This is a genomic window from Streptococcus danieliae, assembly GCF_025447695.1.
GTDB classification, from domain to species: domain Bacteria; phylum Bacillota; class Bacilli; order Lactobacillales; family Streptococcaceae; genus Streptococcus; species Streptococcus danieliae.
In genome coordinates, this window is sequence record NZ_JAOBSU010000006.1 from 1 (window position 1) to 21,916 (window position 21,916).

Consider the following 21,916-nt stretch of genomic DNA (forward strand, 5'->3'; position numbering starts at 1 on the left):
TTAAAGCCTTGACACCAATCCCTATTTCTCTTGTTATCCAACTAGGCTCAAAAGGGAAATCCTTACAATTCCTTGTCTGATTAATACACACATTCAAACTCTGCTTTGGAGTTTACACAAAATTCTTGACACACCCGGAAGCGGAATTGATTAATGGACTGGTTTATAGGAAAATCAATGACTATTTTTTCTTGATTGCAGCTTGTGCCATACTTGCTTTTTTCTTTAAGGGGACCTCTAAAAACCCCAGTTTTTCTTCAAATTGAATCACTCAAACCTTGATAAATCAACATTTAGATTTTCAGAAATTTAGTTTTTAGAGGTGCCCTTAAACTATTTCTTTCTTATTTCATAGCTCGAAATGAACATGTTGGCAGTAGTCTTGTGAAATTTTCTCTATATAGTTATTTACTTGAATTGATCTATGGAAATAATAGTAAGGAACTAATCGAGTATGATCGGCATTATTTAAATAGTCGGATTAATGCCGATTTAGAAACTATCGTGAACTTTTTGATGTTTACAACTCCAAATGCCATTCAATCTATGGTTACTATTGTTTTTACAGTTGTTTTGCTTAGCCTACTTAATTCCAAGGTCTTGATTTTAGTCTTGCTTCTGTCTCTTATTTATATCCTGATCTATCTCACAAACAAGAACTCCATGTATGCTTTGTTTGATAAAATACGAGAAGAAGATAGTATTTATGAAGCTCGTAAGAGTCAAATTTTTCAGCGACTATTTACGATAAAAATTTTAAGTCTTGAAAAGTTAGAAATGAATCGTTTGTCATCCGATTATAGAAATCTATTAGCGGATATCAAGAAAATGTTTAACAAACGCTACCTGGCATCAACTAGTCAGATTATCTTGGCCTTCCTTTTCCAATTGCTATATTTTTGGATAGGAGGAATGGATGTTGTTAATGGCTTGTTATCTATTGGGATATTCACGGCAACGATTCAATATTTTAATGGGATTATCAATAGTCTAGATGTTTTTTTTGATTTAGGCATACAAATTCAAGAATATTCCAGTGCTAAAAGAAGGATTGAGGGTATTCTATCTTTGGGACAAGAGATTGAGGGGGAAGGGACACTTGAATCTATTGATTCGGTTGAGCTAAAGGATTTTAATATTATTCATAGTCAAACCCAGGAGCAGATGTATCAGCAGAATCTAAATGTACAGTTGATAAAAGGATCTATTTATCATCTGAAAGGGAGGAATGGGATTGGGAAAACAACCTTGGTCAAGGTCCTTGTGGGTCTAAAATTAAATGACTATGAAGGGGATATTCTATTTAATGGAATTTCCCTAGATTCCTTGAATACATCTCACTTACGACAGAAATGGATTTCTTTTAATGTGCACACCGATTATGCAGATGATTTAAAAGTCTCAGATGTATTATCGACCTATTTTATGTTTGACCCTGAAAGATTAGCAGGCGGGACTTCGGAGTGGCTGATTTATCAAATGCTGCTCAAGGACTCTTCTGGAAATCTGTTAGATAACAAGGTAGGGGCATTATCGGATGGAAAAAGACAATTGCTGAACTTACTGATAACGCTTTTAAAGCCGAAAACAGAATTGATTATTCTAGACGAACCGTTTTCGAATATTGAGAGTTCTCTCCATTCGGAATTACTAGATATTTTATCCTTGGTTGCTAAAGATAAAATCATTGTGCTGATTTCTCATGAAGACAGCTTGAATAAAATCAGGCATGAGATCTCTCTAGTTTAAATAGTCAGAAATCGAGTCCTTTTCAGTGCCTCTTGTTCTGAAATAATACGCTTTCATTGTCAACTGGTATTGTGACTGGCATTGGATGATGATAGGATAGAGTATGAGAATTTTTGTGTTATTTTCGGAAAATATTACATAGAGGGAGATTGTCGATGTCTTTTCAGGCTGTGATTTTTGATATGGATGGTGTATTGGTGGATACGGAGCATTTTTACTACAAGCGCCGGGAGACTTACTTAGCCAGTCAGGGGATCTCGATTGATCATTTGCCCCCAGCTTACTTTATTGGTGGGAATATGAAACAGGTCTGGGAGAATATCTTGGGGGATTCTTATGATAAATTTGATGTTCCGCAACTGCAGGCGGATTATGTGGTTTATAAAGAAAAGAATCCCCTTCCTTACCGTCAGTTGGCCTTTCCACATGTATCTCATGTTTTGCAGGGGCTAAAGGAAAAAGGCTATATCCTTGGATTGGCATCGAGTTCTGTCAAAAAAGATATTGAACGGGCTCTGGAGGAATTGGAAATTACATCGTATTTCGATGTTGTTTTATCAGGGGAAGAGTTTGAAGAATCGAAACCCCATCCAGAGATTTATCAGGCTGCTTGTCGGGAACTCCAAGTGGATCCTCAAAAAACCTTGATTATTGAAGATAGTGAAAAGGGGATTCAGGCAGGTGTTCATGCTGGAGCCGAGGTCTGGGCGATTCGGGACTATCGTTTTGGATTGGATCAAAGCCGTGCTAGTCGAACGATTGACCACTTGGGGCAAATTCTACCACTTTTGGAAGGCCAGTAATTTTTGCGGTTTGGGGGTTCTTATGGTATACTTTTTGTCATAAGAAATGAAATGAGGTAGCTTATGTCTACATTTGAAAAAATTCAGGCTATTATTGTTGAGGAATTGGAAGTGCAGCCAGATCAAGTGACGTTAGAGTCGAGTTTTAATGATTTGGATGTTGATTCTTTGGATCTGTTCCAAGTTATTACGGCCATTGAAGATGAGTTTAGTGTTGAAATCGATGACGAGAAAAATTTAACAACGATTGCCGACTTGGTTGCATTTGTTGAGCAATAAATAGTCTGGTGAGGCTTGCTTTGTGTCTATTTCTATGATAGAATGACACTGTTTAGAGGTATCTTGAATTTATTTCCTTTCAGAGAGCGGTGGGGGGTGAGAAATCCGCAGGGAATACAAGGTTGGTTGCTAAATGATTTTTCAACAAGAAAAAATGAGGTGCGGGCCCAGCCCGAATCTGGGTGGTACCGCGGAGAATGCTTCGTCCCTGTCAAGGAATTGACAGGGATTTTTTGTCATAAAGGGGATTACTATGGCTAAAAAGAAAAAACAGAAGAAGTTGCTAAAGCAGATGCGCCGGGACTATAAAGTAAATCATGAAATGAACATTGGTGATTTGGACGATTTAGCTTTCATAGATCCAGCTAGTGGCTTTAAAAGCCCAAATGTGAATCATCATTTTCAAGAGTTTGGAGCTGGCAGGGATATTCTCAGTGAGGAAGAGGAAACAGCAAACATGCTCGGCTTACTTACGGAGTTAGCACGAAGAATTCAAGATGAAGATACAAAAGCTGAGTTAGAAGAAGCCTTTGGCCTTGTTAAGGCTCTTGGTATATCAGATAAATCGGAGAAAGTTCAGGCTTTGGAAAAATTGAGCCAACAATATCCTGAAAATTTTGCAATCCAGATGGCTTATATAGAGGCTACTACTACTGACTTTACCTATGACAGGATTCCCCTCTATAAGTCGTTTACAGAGTTGATTTGGCAAGGACTTGAAGAAATTAATTTCCCTTCTTGGGCGGGCTCTGACAGTGCAGGATATTTGCATGGTCTAGCTTTGTTGTTAGAGACTTACTTTGATGTGGGTTTGTGGACTTTAGCGGCTGAAATTCTCGATCTTTTAGACGAATTTTTATTCGAAAAGGATTGTCCAGAGCATCTCCTTTATTTAGCGGCAGCTACCTACTGTATAATCTATCAACCAGAACGTGTCCTAGACATCTATGAAGAAAAATTAGCAACTGGTGTTTTTGATCCTGGGCTAAATCTCTATGCTGTGATTGCCAGCCTTGAAGAGTGGAATCTAGAAACTGCAAATACTCTCTTTAAAGATTTAATGGAAAGGGATTCAGAATTTGCTTCACATCTAGCCTCTGAAACTTGGTTGCAAAATACAATGGAGGCAGCTTTGACCGACTTTGAGGCTCCGTTTAGCTTCGCCCTCTTTCCCTTGCTGAGATTTTTAGCGGATAAGGAAATCATTGCCAAAGAATTAACTAGAATGTATCAGGATTTTCAAGGTAAACTATCGCTAAAGCAGAAGTCAGTAACAGTTTCACCGTTGCCTGAATTTCTTGAGGCAGAGGCTCGATTTAAATTGGCTCAGATGTTTGTTTCGCCAGCACTTGAAAATTTACGACTTGATAAGAAACGGATTTTAACAGCCGCAGAACTTCAAACCTTTGAGGATTTTGCAGCTTGGACCGAAAAGGAAGTTTTGACGATTCATGGGATTGGCCCAACAACGATTCAGCAGCTCAAAGAAAATGGTGTTGTTTTTAAAAAGGGCTAGGAAGTCATGTTAAACCACATCGAGATTTACGTATCGGACCTGGAAGCCTCGCGCAGGTTTTACAAACATTTTCTCGGGAGATTGGGCTACCAACTTTACCAGGACTGGGAACAGGGTTTCTCTCTTAAGCAGCAAAATCAATACCTGGTGTTTGTCCAAGCCCCTCAGCATTTTCTTCATATGGGCTATCATCGGACACGAATCGGGCTCAATCATCTAGCTTTTGAGGTTGAGGAGGATTTGGAGGCCTTGCGGCAAGATCTGTTGGCCCTTGGGGTACCGCTGCTATATGAAGAGCGTTTCCTGGAGGCCGAAGATCCCAAGGCGCTCTATTGTTTGGATCCTGATGGGATTAAATTGGAGTGGCTCAAAGTTGATAAGTGAGTAGGAGTGGATTTTTAAAACTTCTAGAAACTATGATTTATATCTTAAGAAAGGATTTTTATGTCAAAAGAATTATCACCAAAATACAATCCAGCCGAAGTTGAGGCTGGGCGTTATGCTAAATGGTTGGAGGCAGATGTCTTTAAACCATCGGGAGATGCTGAGGCTAAGCCTTATTCAATCGTTATCCCACCGCCGAATGTAACCGGGAAATTGCATTTGGGTCATGCTTGGGACACTACACTTCAGGATATTATTATCCGTCAGAAGCGGATGCAGGGTTATGATACCTTATGGTTACCAGGGATGGACCATGCGGGAATTGCAACTCAGGCTAAGGTTGAAGAGCGTTTACGGGAGCAAGGTGTGACGCGTTATGACTTGGGGCGTGAGAAGTTCCTAGAGAAGGTCTGGGAATGGAAGGATGAATATGCAGCGACGATTAAGGATCAGTGGGGCAAAATGGGCCTCTCACTAGACTATAGTCGGGAGCGTTTCACCCTCGATGAGGGCTTATCCAAGGCTGTCCGTAAGGTCTTTGTGGACTTGTACAAGAAGGGCTGGATCTACCGAGGTGAGTTTATCATTAACTGGGATCCGGCAGCTCGGACAGCCTTGTCAGATATCGAGGTTATCCACAAGGATGTGGAAGGGGCTTTTTACCACATGAACTACATGTTGGAAGATGGTTCGCGTGCCTTGCAGGTGGCAACCACACGTCCAGAAACCATGTTTGGGGATGTGGCGGTAGCGGTGAATCCGGAAGATCCACGTTATAAGGATTTGATTGGTCAGAACGTTATTTTGCCAATCGTTAACAAGCCAATTCCAATTGTTGCGGATGAGCACGCGGATCCAGAATTTGGAACAGGTGTCGTGAAGATTACACCAGCTCATGATCCAAATGACTTCTTGGTGGGTCAACGTCATGATTTGCCACAGGTTAATGTGATGAATGATGATGGAACCATGAATGAGCTAGCTGGTGAGTTTGCTGGTATGGATCGTTTTGAGGCTCGTCAGGCTGTTATTGCTAAGCTCGAGGAGCTAGGTGCGCTTGTAGAGATTGAGAAACGGGTCCACTCTGTTGGTCATTCAGAGCGTTCTGGAGCGGTGGTTGAGCCTCGTTTGTCAACGCAGTGGTTTGTGAAGATGGACCAGTTGGCTCAAAATGCGATTGCTAATCAGGAGACTGCGGACAAGGTCGAGTTCTACCCGCCTCGTTTCAACGATACCTTCCTTCAGTGGATGGAAAATGTGCATGACTGGGTTATTTCCCGGCAGCTCTGGTGGGGGCATCAGATTCCGGCTTGGTACAATGAAGCTGGCGAAATGTATGTTGGGGAAGAAGCTCCGGAGGGAGACGGCTGGGTTCAGGATGAGGATGTTCTGGATACTTGGTTCAGTTCTGCCCTTTGGCCATTCTCAACTATGGGCTGGCCAGATGAGGATTCTGCAGATTTCCAACGTTACTTCCCTACTTCAACCTTGGTAACCGGCTACGATATTATTTTCTTCTGGGTATCACGGATGATTTTCCAATCCCTTGAATTTACGGGTCGTCAGCCGTTCAAGAATGTCTTGATTCACGGTTTGATTCGCGATGCGGAAGGGCGTAAGATGTCCAAGTCCTTGGGCAATGGGATTGATCCGATGGATGTGATTGATCAATATGGGGCGGATGCCTTGCGTTGGTTCTTGTCTAATGGTTCTGCGCCTGGTCAAGATGTTCGTTTCTCTTATGAGAAAATGGATGCGTCTTGGAACTTTATCAACAAGATCTGGAACATCTCGCGTTACATTCTGATGAATAATGAAGGCTTGAGCTTGGAGGTGGCGCGTGAAAATGTTGCTCAGGTAGCCGCTGGTCAGGCCGGAAATGTAACGGATCGTTGGATTCTTCATAATCTCAATGAAACCATTGCCAAGGTAACCGATAACTTTGATAAGTTTGAATTCGGGGTTGCGGGTTATCTGCTCTACAACTTTATCTGGGAAGAATTTGCCAACTGGTATGTCGAGTTGACCAAAGAAGTTCTTTATAGTGACAACGAGGCTGAGAAAGTGATGACACGGTCTGTCCTTCTCTATACCTTAGATCAGATTCTCCGTTTGCTTCACCCAATCATGCCATTTGTAACAGAAGAGATTTTCGCTCAGTATGCAGAAGGTTCGATTGTCCTAGCAGCTTACCCTGTTGTGAATCCTGCTTTTGAAAATGAAGCAGCCCATAAAGGGGTTGAAAGTCTCAAAGATTTGATTCGCTCCGTTCGGAATAGTCGGGCAGAGGTAAATGTAGCTCCATCGAAAGCCATTACCATTCTGATTAAGACATCGGATAGCCAGTTGGAAGAGTTTCTCAAGGCCAATGTAAACTACATTAAACGCTTTACAAATCCAGAACAGCTCGAGATTTCCTCAAGCCTACTTGCCCCAGAATTGGCGATGTCAGCCGTGATTACGGGGGCGGAAATCTTCTTGCCATTGGCAGATTTGCTCAATGTTGAGGAGGAATTGGCGCGTCTGGACAAGGAGTTGGCTAAATGGCAGAAGGAATTGGATATGGTAGGTAAGAAGCTCAGCAATGAACGCTTTGTAGCCAATGCCAAGCCTGAAGTGGTTCAGAAAGAAAAAGAGAAACAAGCAGATTATCAAGCCAAATATGATGCAACAGTTGCTCGGATTGATGAGATGAAAAAATTGATTCAATAATTGTGATAATTTAGGTCGGGACGGTGGTCTCGGCCTTTTTTCATCTTGAATTTATCCCTAAAAATTTATATAATGATTATATAAGAAATATAAAAAGGGGATATGGGTATGAAAGTGAGTTGTTACGGACAAGCCTTTCGTAAGATTCGCAAGGAACGGAAGGTATCTTTGAAAGAAGCTGCTGCGGATATCATCAGCCCACAATTATTGAGTCAATTTGAATTGGGCAAGAAAAATGTGTCGCTTACAAATTTTGATCAGTTGCTTGAATCGATTGGCGTTAGCTTGCTTGAGTTTGCACAGGCCCTGGAATTAGAGAAACAGCTAGACTTAGAAAATGAAAAAAGTCTGAAAATTCGGGGGGGGGGTATTTTCAGAGACTCATCCACAATATCCTAAGCGCATCCCCAAAATGCTTATCTGAGTCAGTTTTAGAAAATCAGAGTAGCTCTTTTCTTCACTAAAAAGAGGGGAAAATTAGGGCTAAGTTGATAGAGGATCAGAGATTTGAGCCGCTTAGTCGGGAATCAGAGTTGGCTCCGGTTTTCTAGACCAAGGGGCAAATTTTTAATCAAGTCTAGGGGAGACTGTGCTATAATACTGACATGAGAGTAGTAGCAGGAAAATATGGTGGGCGACCACTGAAGACCCTAGCCGGGCAAACGACTCGGCCAACAACAGATAAGGTAAAAGGGGCTATTTTCAATATGATTGGTCCCTATTTTGATGGCGGTCAGGTCCTAGACTTGTATGCCGGCTCTGGTTCCTTGGCTATCGAAGCCATTTCACGGGGCATGGATCAAGCGGTTTTAGTCGAAAAAGACCGTCGTGCTCAGGCGATTGTTCAGGCCAATATTGAGATGACCAAGGAGATTACCCGTTTTCGGTTGATGAAAATGGAAGCTAAGCGAGCCCTCGCTCAGCTGACGGAAGCTTTTGACCTGGTGCTCTTGGATCCTCCTTATGCTAAGGAGACGATTGTCGAAACGATTCTAGACTTAGAGCAAGGTGGACTCTTAGCTCCGAGGGCGATGATTGTCTGTGAAACAGACAAGGAGGTTGAGCTTCCGGATTCGATTGGGGCCAGTCGCAAGTGGAAGGAAAAGATTTACGGGATTTCAAAGGTGACAATTTATGACATTGACTAAGGGACTATATGCAGGTTCTTTTGATCCTCTGACCAAGGGCCATCTGGATATTATTGAACGAGCTGCTGATTTGGTAAATACGCTCTATGTGGGACTCTTTGTTAATCCCCAGAAACAGGGCTTGTTTACCATGGAGGAGCGGTTTCAGATTCTTCAAGAGTCTCTGAGACATTTGCCCAATGTTAAAATTATTCTAGCTGAGGATCGGTTGCTGGCTGAGGTCGCTCAGGAGCTAGAGGTAGCTGTGCTTTTTCGGGGGTTGCGAAATCCTGAAGATTTTTCCTATGAGGCTAATATGGATTATTTTAACCGCCAGCTGACTGATGGTTTAGAGACCCTGTACTTGATGGCGGAGCCAGCCTTGGCTCCGATTAACTCCAGTCGTATCCGGGAACTGATCCATTTTAAACGGGATATCTCAGACTACGTACCGACTCCAGTACTTGGAATGGTGTTAAAAAAATATGAAAACGAATAAACATTTTAAAAAACTCTGGCTAGTGCCCCTAGTACTGGTGGGCTTATTGATTGTTTCTTTCTGGATTCCTCTACCTTATTACATTGAGGTTCCGGGTGGCTCAGAAGATATTAGTTCAGTCTTGCGGGTCAACAAGAAGGAAGACCAGGCGGATGGGGAATACCAGTTTGTAACCATTGGAGTAATTCGGGCCAACCTACCCCTAATGATTTATGCCGGCTTAACCCCGTATACCGATATTATCCCCGCTGCGGATTTAACGGGTGGAGCGAGTGATGAGGAGTACCAACGGATCAACCAGTTTTATATGCAAACCTCGCAAAATTTCGCCAAATATCAAGGTTTGACCAAGGCTAAGAAAGAAATTGAGATGAAATTCTTGGGAGTTTATGTGTTAAGCCTGGCTGAAGATTCGACCTTTAAAGATATTCTCCATTTGGGAGATACGGTTACAGGGGTTAATGGTAAAACCTTTAAAAATTCGCAGGAGCTGATTGAGTATGTTGGTAATTTGAAAATTGGCGATGACGTCAGTGTTGAATTTGAGGACCAAGGGGATAAGCGGTCTGAAAAAGGGAAGATTATCAAGTTGGAAAACGGAAAGAATGGAATCGGGATCGGTCTGATTGACCGGACTGAGGTTCAAAGTGATATCCCAATTGAATTCTCAACCGAGGGAATCGGTGGTCCCAGTGCTGGTTTGATGTTCTCCTTGGCGATCTATAGTCAATTGGCAGATCCTGATTTGCGGGATGGACGGATTATTGCCGGTACCGGAACCATTAGTGAGGATGGTAAGGTTGGTGAAATTGGCGGAGCTGACAAGAAGGTGGTCGCCTCTCATGAAGCAGGAGCGGATATTTTCTTTGTCCCAAACAATCCCCTCAGTGAAGAGGAGAAAAAAGCCAATCCCAAAGCCAAATCTAATGCTGAAGAAGCCCAAGAAACTGCTAAAAAATTAGGAACATCTATGAAAATTGTTCCTGTGAAAACCTTGGACGAGGCTATTCAGTACTTGAAAGACACGCGCGTAAAAGAATGAGGAGAAACTGATGCGCAAAGAGATTGATCCAGAACTCTATAACTACAATCGCTTTCCGGGACCGCAGTTTAAACGGCTGGGAGACCGCGTTGAAGCGGATGACTTTGTTTTCACCCTCTTAACGGATTATCGGGGCGCCTTTAATCCGGAAGTTTTCAGCCAACGATTTTCGCACTTACTTTTAAAGTTTGATTATATTGTGGGGGATTGGAGCAACGACCAGTTGCGGCTGAAGGGCTTTTATCGGGATAAGCGGGCCAATCAGAGTTGGTCCAAGTTTTCTCGTTTGGAAGAATATTTAGTGGAGTATTGCAATTTTGGAGCAGCCTATTTTGTTTTGGAGAATGCCCATCCGATCTATCCTTCCAAGCCCTTTAAGCCTAAGAAAAAGGTCCGTGAGTGGCGGGATAGACGTCCGCAGCATAAGGAAGAGTTCCACCGTCCTCGGAAACAAAGCGCCGATCGTCATTTCTCCATTCGGAAGAAGCGGGAAAGCAGATGAAGAGATTGAGATCTTGCTTGACTTCCCAACGTTTTTGGCGCTGGGAAATGTTACTCTCCACTATTATGATCGTGGTTGCTTGCTTTAGCCCCCAGGTTTCGAATCCAGCCTTGCCGACTCCTGGTGTCTTTTACCAAGGGCGGATGGCCTTTCTGCTCATCCCTTTCAATAGCCTTTGGAACTTGGGTCAAGCAACCAGTCTGCTGCACGCTGTAAAGATTGTCTTTCAGAATGTTCTGAACTTGTTCCTGCTCTATCCCTTGGTTTTTGGTTTGTTGATGGTCAGACCATCCCTACGCTCTGTTCAATCGGTGATTATGCTCGGTTTTACCCTGTCCCTGTCGATTGAGCTAACACAATTAGCGCTGGACTATCTGTGGGATTTCAATCGTGTCTTTGAACTGGATGATTTGCTGACCAATACTTTTGGGGCTTACCTAGCCTATCGAACCTACCTATTTTTAGAAAAAAGAAAAGTGGTGTCCGAGGAGCCATAGTAGGCTAGCACGATGCAAAAAGGGAAGAAAGGGCAAGGCTCCCTTTCTTTTTTTGTACCAAAAAGTTAGTAAGGCTAGGCAGCAAGCCAGTTGCAGGATAATCAGTAAGGCTTTTAAGGGAAGGAGGAGGGCTAGGCTGGCCATGTAGGTCCAATCGCCTGCTCCAATCCCGCTAGGGACAAAATAGCAGACCAGGGCGAGTAAGAGAAAGACTGGTGACAGTTGCCAACCAGTTGTGAGGGTGAGCGCGGCATGAGGGACCAGCCAGAAGCAGAGGGGAAAGGAGCAGCTCTTCCGGTCGAAATGACTGAGCATGAGGCTCATAAAGAGAAAGAGGAGCCAGGGGGAAGTCAACCAAGACTGAAGCCAAGCGTAAGCAATTAGCCCGCCTTGAATTTCATTTGTGAAGCTGGCTAGTGGAATTGGCTCCTGGCAGCTACGACAGGAGCCTCCAAGCTTGATGTAGGAGAGAATCGGGACTAGATCCCACCAGGCTAAGGCTTGTTGGCAAGCGCTGCAGTGGCTAGGTGGATAGAGGATGGAAGCTGGGTAACGATCGGCCCAGGCAGTTAGGAAAGAGGCCAGGCTTGCTCCTAGCATGAAGATTAAAAGGCTTGTCATACCTCTTTATTCGAAAATGGAATCCAAACTTGCTAGGGGTTTGAATTTATAGTAGACTAAGCCTATGAAAAATTTTTATGATGTTCAGCAATTTTTAAAGGGTTATGGTCTCATTATCTATATGGGTAAGCGACTTTATGATATCGAATTGGCTCAGATAGAGTTGGAGCGACTCTATGATGCGGGAATCATGGACCGTCTGGACTATATCCAAGCCCAATTGATTTTGAAAAAAGAACATCAGGAAGAATTAGCTTATCTTGAACAAAAGGAGAAAAAGGAAAAATGATTGGTTTCTTAATCGTATTAGTCGGTTTCTTAGCTTGGATGGGATTTAACTATTGGCGCTTGCGGCGTGCGGTAATCCTGGTTGAAAATGCGGAATTTGCAGCTATGATGCGAGTTGGGCAAGTGATTGATGTGCGCGAGCCGGCAGCCTTTCGGGCCAAGCATATCTTGGGAGCTCGCAATATTCCTGCCAATCAAATCAAGGTTAGTCTAGCGGCCTTGTCTAAAGATAAGCCGATTTTACTGTATGACAATAACCGCGGTCCTTCTGTGACCAATACCGTTTTTTATCTGCGGAAGCAAGGTTACCGAAATTTATACTTATTGGCCGGAGGCCTTGATGCTTGGAATGGGAAGGTCAAAGAGAATACGAATTAATACTTAGCGAAATTCGACTTGAAAAGCTTTTTCAAATCTTTTCAAGTCGAATTTTTTTGAAAGTTGCTAGGAAAACCCTTTCTTAATGGGCATGGCTTGTCACTGTTTTTTATTTCATGTATAATATTTTGGACAATACTTGCTTAAAATCGACTGCTCTAGGCTAAAGTCTACTTGTGCAGGCTGGGATTTTGAGGGGTATAAACTATAGAGATTTGAGGAAATCATGTCAACATTAAGAGAAGATATCCGTAACGTCGCAATTATTGCCCACGTTGACCACGGAAAAACAACCCTGGTGGATGAGTTATTAAAGCAGTCAGAGACCTTGGATGCGCGGACTGAATTGTCTGAGCGAGCTATGGACTCGAATGACCTTGAAAAAGAGCGTGGGATCACAATCTTGGCCAAGAATACAGCTGTCGCCTATGACGGTGTCCGGATTAACATCATGGATACTCCAGGACACGCGGACTTTGGTGGAGAAGTTGAGCGGATCATGAAAATGGTTGATGGGGTTGTTTTGGTAGTCGATGCCTACGAAGGAACCATGCCCCAAACCCGTTTTGTTTTGAAAAAAGCTTTGGAACAAAACTTGACTCCAATCGTGGTTGTTAATAAAATTGATAAGCCATCTGCGCGTCCAGCTGAAGTCGTTGATGAGGTCTTGGAGCTCTTTATCGAGTTGGGTGCGGATGATGACCAATTGGAATTCCCAGTGGTTTATGCATCGGCGATTAACGGAACTTCTTCCTTGTCTGACGATCCAGCCGATCAGGAAAAAACAATGGCACCGATCTTTGATACTATCATCGATCACATCCCTGCCCCCGTTGACAATTCGGACGAGCCGCTACAATTCCAAGTGTCCTTGTTGGATTACAATGACTTTGTTGGTCGGATTGGAATCGGTCGTGTGTTCCGTGGTCAAATCAAGGTGGGTGACCAGGTTACTCTTTCTAAATTGGATGGAACTACGAAAAACTTCCGTGTTACCAAACTATTTGGTTTCTTTGGATTAGAGCGTCGTGAGATCACAGAAGCTAAAGCCGGAGATCTAATTGCGGTATCTGGTATGGAAGACATCTTTGTCGGCGAAACCATCACACCGGTTGATGCGGTTGAACCCCTACCAGTTTTGCGCATTGATGAGCCAACCTTGCAAATGACCTTCTTGGTGAACAACTCACCATTTGCTGGACGTGAAGGAAAATGGGTTACTTCTCGGAAAGTGGAAGAGCGTCTATTGGCCGAGTTGCAAACAGATGTCTCTCTCCGTGTCGATCCAACTGACTCACCAGATAAATGGATTGTCTCTGGTCGTGGAGAATTGCATTTGTCAATCTTGATTGAAACCATGCGTCGTGAAGGGTACGAGTTGCAAGTATCTCGTCCAGAAGTTATCCTCAAAGACATTGATGGTGTTAAGATGGAACCATTTGAGCGCGTGCAAATTGATACTCCAGAAGAGTACCAAGGTTCTGTTATCCAAAGTTTGTCTGAGCGTAAGGGTGAGATGTTGGATATGATTGCGACTGGAAATGGTCAAACACGTTTGGTCTTCTTGGTTCCAGCTCGTGGTCTGATTGGTTATTCAACTGAATTCCTATCCATGACTCGTGGTTACGGAATTATGAACCATACCTTCGATCAATACCTTCCTGCCATTGCAGGTGAAATTGGTGGTCGTCACCGTGGTGCCCTTGTTTCAATTGACGCTGGTAAAGCAACAACTTACTCCATTATGTCGATCGAAGAGCGGGGAACAATCTTTGTCAACCCAGGTACTGAGGTTTATGAAGGAATGATTATTGGGGAAAATTCACGTGAGAATGACTTGACTGTGAACATCACCAAGGCTAAACAGATGACTAACGTTCGTTCGGCTACCAAAGACCAAACGTCTGTTATCAAAACACCACGTATTTTGACCTTGGAAGAATCCTTGGAGTTCTTGAACGATGATGAATACATGGAAGTAACCCCAGAATCAATCCGCCTACGGAAACAGATTTTGAATAAGGGTGAGCGGGAAAAAGCCAACAAGAAGAAGAAATTAGCAGCAGCTGACTAAGCTCTTTAGGAGGAGTTTCAAAATATGCTTTATATCATCATTATTATTTTGATCCTGCTATTTTATATTTTTGTAGCTCCTTCCACCATTAAGGGAACCTTCAATATTGTCAGCCTAGTTCTGTTCGGAGTGTTGCTGATGATTTTGTTGGGTGTGGGGATTGTACAGTTTTTCCGGATTCCAAGAGAGATTTTTGTCTGGGCGGGTATGCTGGCCCTGGCCTATTTCTCCCTGAAGGATCTGCGGCGCTTGCAAATTAAGGGCGGTGGCAAACCTCCGATTCCCATCCCGAAAATTAACTGGGATAAAGTTTTTCCTAGAAACTCAAAATAGTTTTCTCCCCAAGTTGTATGAGAGCTTGGGGGTTTTTTTGGTCTGAAAATGGTAAAATAGAGATTGTATTAAGGAGCGCGTAGATGACACCAGTAAATGAATTTAACGGAAAAAAAGTATTTGTACTTGGACTAGCACGGTCAGGCAGAGCAGTGGCCCTTTTGTTGGAGCAACTAGGAGCCCAGGTGACTGTTAATGAAGGCCAGGTGCTGGAAGATAGCCCTCAGGCTCAAGAATTGCTGGGCCAAGGTCTTCGAGTGGTAGCGGGAGGTCATCCTGTCGAACTTTTGGATGAGGGCTTTGATCTGATGATCAAAAATCCGGGGATTCCCTATAACCATCCCATGGTAGTTAAGGCCAAGGAGCTTGGTTTACCGATTTGGACGGAGGTAGAAGTAGCTTACCGCGTTTACCCACATTCGATGATTGGGATTACAGGTTCAAATGGTAAGACAACAACAACCATGATGGTTGCTGCAATTTTAGAAGAAGCTGGGCGTCAGCCAGTTTTAGCAGGGAATATTGGGTTCCCAGCCTCAGAGGTGCTACCTCAAGTAACGACGGAGCAGCAAGTCGTGATGGAGTTGTCCAGCTTTCAGTTGATGGGGGTAGAGGCTTTCCATCCTCATATTGCTGTGATTAACAATATTTTACCGAGTCATTTGGACTACCATGACTCCTTTGAAGAGTACCGTAAGGCCAAGTGGGCGATTCAGTCGCAGATGACAGCGGATGATTTTCTCATCCTGAATTGGAATCAAGCGCTTAGCCAGGAGCTGGCCCAGGAGACCCAGGCCCAGGTTCTTGCCTTTTCGACCCAAGAAAAAGTAAATGGGGCCTATCTGGAAGATGGTTATTTGGTCTATCAGGGTGAGCCTGTGATGCTGGCTGCCCAACTAGGGGTTCCGGGTGAGCATAATATTGAGAACGCCTTGGCGGCGATTCTGGTTGTGAAGCAATTGGGCGTTGATAATGAAGCAATCCAACGGGCCTTGGCGGCTTTTTCTGGGGTCAAGCATCGTTTGCAAGAAGTGGCTGAGATTGAGGGTGTGCGCTTTTACAATGATAGTAAGTCCACCAATATTTTAGCGACCCAAAAGGCCCTATCTGGCTTCGAGAATTCCCAGGTGATTTTGATTGCTGGTGGTTTGGATCGGGGCAATGATTTGCGTGAATTGTTGCCCGATATTCAAGGCTTGAAGGCCATGGTTATTTTGGGCGAAGTAGCTCCTCGGTTAGAGGCTCTGGCTCAAGAAGCAGGGGTCGCAAGCTACCCTGCTTCAGAAGTGGTGGCGGCAACCAAGCAGGCCTTTGAACTGGCTCAAAAAGGGGATGTGGTGCTCTTCAGCCCAGCAAATGCCAGCTGGGACATGTATAAGAACTTTGAAGAACGTGGAGAGGTCTTTCTAGCAGCAGTGAAGGAGTTGGAAGAAGCATGAAAAAAATCGTCTTTACAGGAGGAGGAACAGTTGGTCATGTGACCCTGAATCTACTCCTAATTCCTAAGTTTGTTGCCAATGGCTGGGAGGTTCATTATATCGGTGACCGCAAGGGAATTGAATACGAACAATTGGAGAAAAGTGGGCTGCCGGTGCAGTTCCATTCCATAGCTACAGGAAAATTACGCCGCTATTTTTCCTGGCAGAACCTTTGGGATGTGTTTAAGGTGGCTTGGGGGACTCTGCAATCCTTTTTCTACCTTTTAAAGATTCATCCCCAGGTCCTCTTTTCAAAAGGAGGATTTGTATCAGTACCGCCGGTAATGGCTGCCAAAGTGCTGGGAATTCCTGTTTATATCCATGAATCAGACTTGACCATGGGTTTGGCCAATAAAATTGCCTATAAGTTTTCCAAACGCCTCTTTTCAACCTTCCAGTTGGAAGGGGACTATAGCCGGGTGGAGCATGTTGGGGCGATTTCCAAATTAGAGAAGGGCCACCATCAATTGTCAAATGAAATGCAGGAGATGGCAGTGGAGTTGTTTGATCCAGCAAAACAAACCCTGCTTTTTATTGGAGGATCTGGCGGGGCCAAAGTGTTTAATGATTTTGTAGACCAGAATCGTCAAGCCCTTTTAGACCGGTATAACCTGATCAATCTGACGGGTGATAAAAACCTCGAGGAGTCATCACCGGGGCTTTATCGCCTGGCCTTTGCGCGTGAGACTTACCGTGACCTAATGGAGTTGGCAGACATTGTCATTACCCGGGGGGGATCCAATACGCTTTTTGAATTGGTAGCCTTGGAGAAACTCCATATTATTGTTCCTTTGGGCAAAGAAGCGAGTCGGGGAGATCAACTGGAAAATGCAGCCTACTTTGAGAAGAAGGGGTATGCACCGACTATTCAAGAGCCCGAGTTGACCTTGGATAAGTTGGAAACGACAATTGCCCAGCTCCAAGAGCAAGCGGAAGCCTTCCAGGATGCTATGGCCCAAAGTGTGGATTTGATTAGCCTGGATGCCTTTTACCAGGTTCTGATGAGGGAAATTGACAAAGGAGACCGCTAATGTCTGACGAAGATAAAAAAGAGGCCAAGCATCGTGAAGAGTGGGAGAGGAGAAGTCGGGAATACCAGACCTCTCAGGAAGCAGAGCGGATTCGCCAGGAGCATGAACGGCAGCGAAATATTGTCAAACGCTTGGGCCGTATTGTTGATTCTACTGCTCAAGAAATTCTTGAGGAGGAACAGAAGGTTCAATCCATTGCACGTCAACAGTTAGAAGAGTCCATCGAAGCAGTGCAGGCAGAGCTACCTGATAAACAGGCGACGAGGATCCAAAAGCGTCAAGAGCAGCAAGCTAAACGCCAGGTTAAACAGGCCAAGCGCCAGGCGAAAAAAATCCAACGTCAAGAGCGACGGGACAGTGGCAAGAAGGCGCGGCGTCATCTGATCCGGCTCTTTCCAGTTTTCTGTTTCTTTACGGTATTAACCATAGCCTCAGCCTACTTTATTAGTCCCTATGGTAAGCTCAAGGAATTTCAGGTGTCAGGTAATGAACACCAAACGGATGAGGCGATTGTGGCAGCGACTAAGGTAGATGTCCGTGATTATACGTTGACAGTGTTACAGAATCGCAAAGCCTATGAAAAAAGAATCCAGAAAGCTAGTCCTTGGATTCGCCAGGTATCGATTGGCTACCAGTTCCCAACCGCTTTCCCAATCCAGGTTGAAGAGTATGCGATTGTGGCTTACCAGACTGATAAGGAAAAAGTTTTTCCAATTTTGGCCAATGGAAAACTAGTTCAAGAAGACTTGGCGATGAGTGATCTGCCGAGCAGTGCTGTGAGAGTCCAGTTGAAAGATGAAAAATTGTATCCCGTCTTGAGTGAGCAATTGTTACAGGTAGATGCAGAAATTCGTGACAATATTCAGGAAATGAAGTCGACAGCAACCAAGGCTTCCACAGATTTGGTGACCATTAGTATGCGTGATGGCAATCAGGTTTTGATCCCTCTTTCTGAATTAAGTCGCAAATTAATCTATTATCCTTCGATTGCAAAAGATATTAAGGAACCTTCGCTGATTGATATGGAGGCAGGAGCCTTTGCCTATCCGCTAAGTGTCGATGGGAAATTAGAGGAGGCAAACAGTTCAGAAACAGGAACCAACCAAAGCCAAATCACCGCATCTGTAACCCAAAATTAATAGAAAAAATCTTTTATTTTCGCGTATTTGTGTTATAATGTACGGTGATTAGCACGCTTAAAAGTGTTTCATGTTGATTGAAGATTGTATGAGAAGAGAGGAAGTATGTAATGGCTAGAGATGGCTTCTTTACAGGATTAGATATTGGGACCAGCTCCATTAAGGTGTTGGTGGCCGAATATATTAATGAAGAAATGAATGTCATTGGTGTCAGTAATGCAAAAAGTGCTGGTGTCAAGGATGGTATCATAGTCGACATCGAAACTGCTGCAAATGCCATCAAAAAGGCCATTAATCAGGCTGAAGAGAAGGCAGGCATTTCGATTACCACCGTGAATGTCGGTTTACCTGCAAGTCTATTGCAAATTGAACCAACTCAGGGTATGATACCAGTCACTAATGAAACCAAGGAAATCACGGATATGGATGTAGTGAATGTGGTGGAGTCTGCTGTGACCAAGAGCATGAATCCCGACCGTGAGGTAATTACCTTTGTTCCTGAAGAATTTATTGTCGATGGTTTCCAAGGGATTCGAGATCCACGTGGTATGATGGGGACTCGTTTAGAAATGCGGGGCTTGTTGTACACAGGACCTCGGACTATTCTTCATAATCTTCGGAAAACCGTTGAACGTGCAGGTCTGAAGCTAGACAATATTGTGATTTCTCCCCTATCAATGACGAAATCGGTTCTTAATGAAGGGGAACGAGAATTTGGGACCATTGTGATTGATATGGGGGGTGGCCAGACGACAGTTGCGGCCGTTAAAAACCAGGAATTGCAATTCACCCATATTTATCAAGAGGGTGGTGAGTATGTGACCAAGGATATTTCCAAGGTTTTACGGACCTCACAAGCGACTGCTGAAGGGCTCAAACTTAACTATGGGGAAGCTTATCCAGCTCTAGCGAGTGCCCAAGATAGCTTCCAAGTTGAAGTGATTGGGGAAGTTGAACCAGTAGAAGTGACAGAACAATACTTGTCTGAGATTATCTCAGCTCGCGTTCGCCACATTTTGGAACAAATTAAACAAAACTTAGAAAGACGTCATCTCCTTGATTTACCAGGTGGGATTGTCATTGTTGGTGGGGGTGCCATTTTGCCGGGTATTGTTGAACTGGCCCAAGAAATTTTTGAAGTTCCTGTAAAACTATTTGTTCCCAACCAAATCGGAATTCGTAATCCAGCCTTTGCGCATGTTATTTCGTTGGCAGAATATGCTGGAAATATGACAGAGGTTGATCAGTTGGCCCAAGCTGCGGTTCATGGAGAGTTTGCAAGACCACAACAACCAGTCGTGGCCTTTCGCCCACAACCAAGCGTTACACCGGTTCAACCAGTGGTGAAACCCCAAGTGAATCCTGAACCAGTCCAACCAGCTCAACCGACCCCAGCTGTTCAACCACTTCCTGAACCTGAGTTAGAACCAGACGCTGAAACAGGAACTAGTCCGAAGTTGGGTGATCGGGTTCGTGGACTGTTAAATTCAATGTTTGATTAAGGAGAAAAAAGATGTCATTTTCATTTGACGCAGCTGCGGCGCAAGGCGCAGTTATTAAAGTAATTGGTGTCGGCGGTGGTGGTGGTAATGCCATCAACCGTATGATTGATGAAGGAGTCGCTGGTGTCGAATTTATTGCGGCAAATACAGATGTCCAAGCGCTCAGCAGTTCAAAGGCTGAAACAGTCATTCAATTAGGGCCAAAATTGACTCGTGGATTGGGTGCTGGAGGACAGCCGGAAGTTGGCCGTCAAGCAGCTCTTGAAAGTGAAGAAGTTCTTAATGAAGCTCTTTCTGGTTCAGACATGGTCTTCATTACTGCCGGTATGGGTGGCGGTTCAGGAACAGGTGCTGCACCTGAGATTGCTCGGATTTCAAAATCATTAGGCGCTTTGACAGTTGGTGTTGTAACCCGTCCATTTGGTTTTGAAGGGACGAAGCGTAGCAATTTTGCGGTCGAAGGCATTAACCAGTTGCGGGAACATGTCGATACCCTCTTAATTATTTCTAACAATAACTTGTTAGAAATTGTTGATAAGAAGACACCTTTGATGGAAGCCCTCAGTGAAGCCGATAATGTGCTTCGTCAAGGGGTTCAAGGAATTACCGATCTGATTACCAACCCAGGTTTGATCAACCTTGACTTTGCGGATGTCAAAACCGTTATGGCCAATAAGGGCAATGCGCTTATGGGAATTGGTATCGGTACTGGTGAAGAGCGCGTGATGGAAGCTGCTCGGAAGGCTATTTATTCACCACTCTTGGAAACGACTATTGATGGTGCTGAAGATGTGATCGTTAATGTCACAGGTGGTATGGATATGGCCTTAACCGAGGCGGAAGAAGCATCTGAAATTGTCAACCAGGCAGCGGGTCATGGAGTGAATATTTGGTTGGGGACTTCTATCGATCCAAATATGGAAGGTGAAATCCGTGTAACAGTTGTTGCAACAGGCGTTCGTGAGGACAAGGTTGAAAAAGTTGCCAACATGGGTAGCCGTCAAGCTCGTCCAGAAGTAGCGCCAAGCCAACCGACCCCGGGTCAATTTGATCGCAGCTATGATATGGCTGAGCCCGTTGAGATGCCAACTGTTACCCGTCCTCGTCACAATGATGGTGCAACTATTTCACCATTTGGCAACTGGGATCTTCGTCGAGATCAAATCACCCGTCAACCAGAAGCTCCAGCGGGATCAAGTGTGGAACGTTATCAAGATCATTCCGATTCAGAGGATGATGAGCTAGAAACACCACCATTTTTCCGGAACCGTTAACATGACCTTTCACGATCAAGCCCAGCTTGTCAAAAAAGAGGTAGCTCAGGCGCTTACGCAGGGGTCGCAAGCAGCCGAAAAGTGTGATATTATAGCTGTTACAAAATATGTTGATGCTAGAACTACACGAAAGCTTGTTGAGGAAACGGGTTTTCACCATTTAGGTGAAAACCGTGTACCTCAATTTCTTGCTAAAAAGGAGGAGTTGGAAGATCTATCGATTCGCTGGCATTTTATTGGCAGTTTGCAAAGGCGAAAAGTCAAAGATGTCATTAATCAGATTGATTATTTCCATGCTTTGGATTCCATCTCTTTAGCAAGAGAAATTCAAAAGCGAGCGGATCAGCCAATTGCTTGCTTTTTACAGGTTAACCTTTCTCGTGAAGAAAGCAAACACGGTTTTTTCCTAGAAGATGTTGATCAGGCTTTAGAAGAAATAGCTGATTTAGACAAGATTCGATTGATTGGTTTGATGACCATGGCGCCAGCAGATGCAAGCCCATCGGAAATTGAAGACCTCTTTAGTCGAACCCGTGTCTTACAAGAAGCATTAGCAGAAAGAAATATCCCTGGGATGCCCTTTACTGAATTGAGTATGGGAATGTCCTCAGACTATCAGTTGGCGGTAGAACAGGGAGCCACTTTCGTTCGAATTGGCAGCCTTCTTTTTGAATAAGTAACAAAAGGA

The 21,916-nt window shown here is 44.0% G+C and carries 23 protein-coding genes; 22 read left to right on the forward strand and 1 reads right to left on the reverse strand.

Annotated elements, in window-relative coordinates; all coding sequences use genetic code 11:
• Positions 1-384 precede the first annotated feature (384 nt).
• The 12 genes from N4310_RS00830 (at position 385) to N4310_RS00885 (ending at position 11,110) form a co-directional block, all read left to right on the forward strand.
• Entirely contained in the window at positions 385-1,749 is a 1,365-nt protein-coding gene (locus N4310_RS00830) for an ATP-binding cassette domain-containing protein (protein ID WP_262091712.1), read from the forward strand.
• A gap of 155 nt (positions 1,750-1,904) precedes the next feature.
• Positions 1,905-2,552, forward strand: a complete 648-nt coding sequence (locus N4310_RS00835) for an HAD family hydrolase (protein ID WP_262091713.1) — start codon at positions 1,905-1,907, stop codon at positions 2,550-2,552.
• Between the two features lie 63 nt (positions 2,553-2,615).
• Positions 2,616-2,831 (forward strand): acyl carrier protein, encoded by a 216-nt coding sequence (locus N4310_RS00840; protein WP_179923950.1) that lies wholly within the window; start codon positions 2,616-2,618, stop codon positions 2,829-2,831.
• A 253-nt stretch (positions 2,832-3,084) separates the two neighbouring features.
• Positions 3,085-4,347, forward strand: a complete 1,263-nt coding sequence (locus N4310_RS00845) for a helix-hairpin-helix domain-containing protein (RefSeq protein ID WP_262091714.1) — start codon at positions 3,085-3,087, stop codon at positions 4,345-4,347.
• 6 nt (positions 4,348-4,353) lie between these two features.
• Positions 4,354-4,731, forward strand: coding sequence for a VOC family protein (locus tag N4310_RS00850; RefSeq protein ID WP_262091715.1), 378 nt, complete (start codon positions 4,354-4,356; stop codon positions 4,729-4,731).
• 60 nt (positions 4,732-4,791) lie between these two features.
• Positions 4,792-7,443: a valine--tRNA ligase gene (locus N4310_RS00855; protein WP_262091716.1), complete on the forward strand. Its 2,652-nt coding sequence runs from the start codon at positions 4,792-4,794 to the stop codon at positions 7,441-7,443.
• A 108-nt stretch (positions 7,444-7,551) separates the two neighbouring features.
• Positions 7,552-7,842 (forward strand): helix-turn-helix domain-containing protein, encoded by a 291-nt coding sequence (locus tag N4310_RS00860; protein ID WP_262091717.1) that lies wholly within the window; start codon positions 7,552-7,554, stop codon positions 7,840-7,842.
• A gap of 206 nt (positions 7,843-8,048) precedes the next feature.
• The gene (rsmD, locus tag N4310_RS00865; protein ID WP_262091718.1) at positions 8,049-8,591 is read left to right on the forward strand and encodes a 16S rRNA (guanine(966)-N(2))-methyltransferase RsmD; all 543 of its coding nucleotides are present in this window, start codon (positions 8,049-8,051) and stop codon (positions 8,589-8,591) included.
• On the forward strand, positions 8,578-9,069 hold the full coding sequence (gene coaD / locus N4310_RS00870) for a pantetheine-phosphate adenylyltransferase (RefSeq protein ID WP_179923563.1): 492 nt from the start codon (positions 8,578-8,580) through the stop codon (positions 9,067-9,069). Before rsmD ends, coaD begins: the two co-directional genes overlap by 14 nt.
• Positions 9,056-10,111 carry a SepM family pheromone-processing serine protease gene (locus tag N4310_RS00875; protein WP_262091719.1) on the forward strand — a complete coding sequence of 352 codons (1,056 nt, stop codon included), beginning with the start codon at positions 9,056-9,058 and terminating at the stop codon, positions 10,109-10,111. Before coaD ends, N4310_RS00875 begins: the two co-directional genes overlap by 14 nt.
• 10 nt (positions 10,112-10,121) lie before the next feature.
• Positions 10,122-10,613: a YutD family protein gene (locus tag N4310_RS00880; protein ID WP_262091720.1), complete on the forward strand. Its 492-nt coding sequence runs from the start codon at positions 10,122-10,124 to the stop codon at positions 10,611-10,613.
• Between the two features lie 47 nt (positions 10,614-10,660).
• Positions 10,661-11,110 (forward strand): VanZ family protein, encoded by a 450-nt coding sequence (locus tag N4310_RS00885; RefSeq protein WP_420832889.1) that lies wholly within the window; start codon positions 10,661-10,663, stop codon positions 11,108-11,110.
• Here the strand turns inward: N4310_RS00885 and N4310_RS00890 are convergent.
• Positions 11,075-11,731, reverse strand: a complete 657-nt coding sequence (locus N4310_RS00890; RefSeq protein ID WP_262091722.1) for a prepilin peptidase — start codon at positions 11,729-11,731, stop codon at positions 11,075-11,077. The two genes, N4310_RS00885 and N4310_RS00890, sit on opposite strands and share 36 nt — an antisense overlap.
• A 64-nt stretch (positions 11,732-11,795) precedes the next feature.
• On the opposite strand from N4310_RS00890, the gene N4310_RS00895 reads away from it, so the two are divergent.
• The 10 genes from N4310_RS00895 (at position 11,796) to N4310_RS00940 (ending at position 21,904) form a co-directional block, all read left to right on the forward strand.
• On the forward strand, positions 11,796-12,020 hold the full coding sequence (locus tag N4310_RS00895; protein ID WP_179923559.1) for a YqgQ family protein: 225 nt from the start codon (positions 11,796-11,798) through the stop codon (positions 12,018-12,020).
• The gene (locus N4310_RS00900; protein ID WP_160332375.1) at positions 12,017-12,397 is read left to right on the forward strand and encodes a rhodanese-like domain-containing protein; all 381 of its coding nucleotides are present in this window, start codon (positions 12,017-12,019) and stop codon (positions 12,395-12,397) included. The genes N4310_RS00895 and N4310_RS00900 overlap by 4 nt, the downstream gene beginning before the upstream one ends.
• Before the next feature lie 226 nt (positions 12,398-12,623).
• Positions 12,624-14,471: a translational GTPase TypA gene (gene typA, locus N4310_RS00905; protein ID WP_262091723.1), complete on the forward strand. Its 1,848-nt coding sequence runs from the start codon at positions 12,624-12,626 to the stop codon at positions 14,469-14,471.
• Positions 14,472-14,495: 24 nt separating this feature from the next.
• Entirely contained in the window at positions 14,496-14,804 is a 309-nt protein-coding gene (locus N4310_RS00910; protein WP_179923557.1) for a DUF3165 family protein, read from the forward strand.
• A gap of 83 nt (positions 14,805-14,887) precedes the next feature.
• Positions 14,888-16,243 carry a UDP-N-acetylmuramoyl-L-alanine--D-glutamate ligase gene (murD, locus tag N4310_RS00915; protein ID WP_262091724.1) on the forward strand — a complete coding sequence of 452 codons (1,356 nt, stop codon included), beginning with the start codon at positions 14,888-14,890 and terminating at the stop codon, positions 16,241-16,243.
• Positions 16,240-17,313, forward strand: a complete 1,074-nt coding sequence (locus tag N4310_RS00920) for a UDP-N-acetylglucosamine--N-acetylmuramyl-(pentapeptide) pyrophosphoryl-undecaprenol N-acetylglucosamine transferase (protein WP_262091725.1) — start codon at positions 16,240-16,242, stop codon at positions 17,311-17,313. The genes murD and N4310_RS00920 overlap by 4 nt, the downstream gene beginning before the upstream one ends.
• Positions 17,313-18,452 (forward strand): cell division protein FtsQ/DivIB, encoded by a 1,140-nt coding sequence (locus N4310_RS00925; RefSeq protein ID WP_262091726.1) that lies wholly within the window; start codon positions 17,313-17,315, stop codon positions 18,450-18,452. Before N4310_RS00920 ends, N4310_RS00925 begins: the two co-directional genes overlap by 1 nt.
• Before the next feature lie 110 nt (positions 18,453-18,562).
• Positions 18,563-19,954 carry a cell division protein FtsA gene (ftsA, locus tag N4310_RS00930; protein ID WP_262091727.1) on the forward strand — a complete coding sequence of 464 codons (1,392 nt, stop codon included), beginning with the start codon at positions 18,563-18,565 and terminating at the stop codon, positions 19,952-19,954.
• Between the two features lie 11 nt (positions 19,955-19,965).
• The gene (ftsZ, locus tag N4310_RS00935) at positions 19,966-21,228 is read left to right on the forward strand and encodes a cell division protein FtsZ (RefSeq protein WP_160332382.1); all 1,263 of its coding nucleotides are present in this window, start codon (positions 19,966-19,968) and stop codon (positions 21,226-21,228) included.
• A 1-nt stretch (position 21,229) separates the two neighbouring features.
• A complete protein-coding gene (locus N4310_RS00940; RefSeq protein ID WP_160332383.1) occupies positions 21,230-21,904 on the forward strand; it encodes a YggS family pyridoxal phosphate-dependent enzyme in 675 nt (224 codons plus the stop codon).
• The last annotated feature ends 12 nt before the right edge of the window (positions 21,905-21,916 follow it).

Bases quoted from the DNA above. Each gene is read 5' to 3' on its own strand.
- N4310_RS00835 (WP_262091713.1), top strand. From the start codon at position 1,905: ATGTCTTTTCAGGCTGTGATTTTTGATATGGATGGTGTATTGGTGGAT.
- N4310_RS00860 (WP_262091717.1), top strand. From the start codon at position 7,552: ATGAAAGTGAGTTGTTACGGACAAGCCTTTCGTAAGATTCGCAAGGAA.
- N4310_RS00875 (WP_262091719.1), top strand. From the start codon at position 9,056: ATGAAAACGAATAAACATTTTAAAAAACTCTGGCTAGTGCCCCTAGTA.
- ftsA (WP_262091727.1), top strand. From the start codon at position 18,563: ATGGCTAGAGATGGCTTCTTTACAGGATTAGATATTGGGACCAGCTCC.
- N4310_RS00920 (WP_262091725.1), top strand. From the start codon at position 16,240: ATGAAAAAAATCGTCTTTACAGGAGGAGGAACAGTTGGTCATGTGACC.
- N4310_RS00900 (WP_160332375.1), top strand. From the start codon at position 12,017: ATGATTGGTTTCTTAATCGTATTAGTCGGTTTCTTAGCTTGGATGGGA.
- N4310_RS00855 (WP_262091716.1), top strand. From the start codon at position 4,792: ATGTCAAAAGAATTATCACCAAAATACAATCCAGCCGAAGTTGAGGCT.
- N4310_RS00895 (WP_179923559.1), top strand. From the start codon at position 11,796: ATGAAAAATTTTTATGATGTTCAGCAATTTTTAAAGGGTTATGGTCTC.
- ftsZ (WP_160332382.1), top strand. From the start codon at position 19,966: ATGTCATTTTCATTTGACGCAGCTGCGGCGCAAGGCGCAGTTATTAAA.
- N4310_RS00880 (WP_262091720.1), top strand. From the start codon at position 10,122: ATGCGCAAAGAGATTGATCCAGAACTCTATAACTACAATCGCTTTCCG.
- N4310_RS00940 (WP_160332383.1), top strand. From the start codon at position 21,230: ATGACCTTTCACGATCAAGCCCAGCTTGTCAAAAAAGAGGTAGCTCAG.
- N4310_RS00910 (WP_179923557.1), top strand. From the start codon at position 14,496: ATGCTTTATATCATCATTATTATTTTGATCCTGCTATTTTATATTTTT.
- typA (WP_262091723.1), top strand. From the start codon at position 12,624: ATGTCAACATTAAGAGAAGATATCCGTAACGTCGCAATTATTGCCCAC.
- N4310_RS00885 (WP_420832889.1), top strand. From the start codon at position 10,661: ATGTTACTCTCCACTATTATGATCGTGGTTGCTTGCTTTAGCCCCCAG.
- N4310_RS00890 (WP_262091722.1), bottom strand. From the start codon at position 11,731: ATGACAAGCCTTTTAATCTTCATGCTAGGAGCAAGCCTGGCCTCTTTC.
- N4310_RS00840 (WP_179923950.1), top strand. From the start codon at position 2,616: ATGTCTACATTTGAAAAAATTCAGGCTATTATTGTTGAGGAATTGGAA.
- coaD (WP_179923563.1), top strand. From the start codon at position 8,578: ATGACATTGACTAAGGGACTATATGCAGGTTCTTTTGATCCTCTGACC.
- N4310_RS00850 (WP_262091715.1), top strand. From the start codon at position 4,354: ATGTTAAACCACATCGAGATTTACGTATCGGACCTGGAAGCCTCGCGC.
- rsmD (WP_262091718.1), top strand. From the start codon at position 8,049: ATGAGAGTAGTAGCAGGAAAATATGGTGGGCGACCACTGAAGACCCTA.
- N4310_RS00845 (WP_262091714.1), top strand. From the start codon at position 3,085: ATGGCTAAAAAGAAAAAACAGAAGAAGTTGCTAAAGCAGATGCGCCGG.
- N4310_RS00925 (WP_262091726.1), top strand. From the start codon at position 17,313: ATGTCTGACGAAGATAAAAAAGAGGCCAAGCATCGTGAAGAGTGGGAG.
- murD (WP_262091724.1), top strand. From the start codon at position 14,888: ATGACACCAGTAAATGAATTTAACGGAAAAAAAGTATTTGTACTTGGA.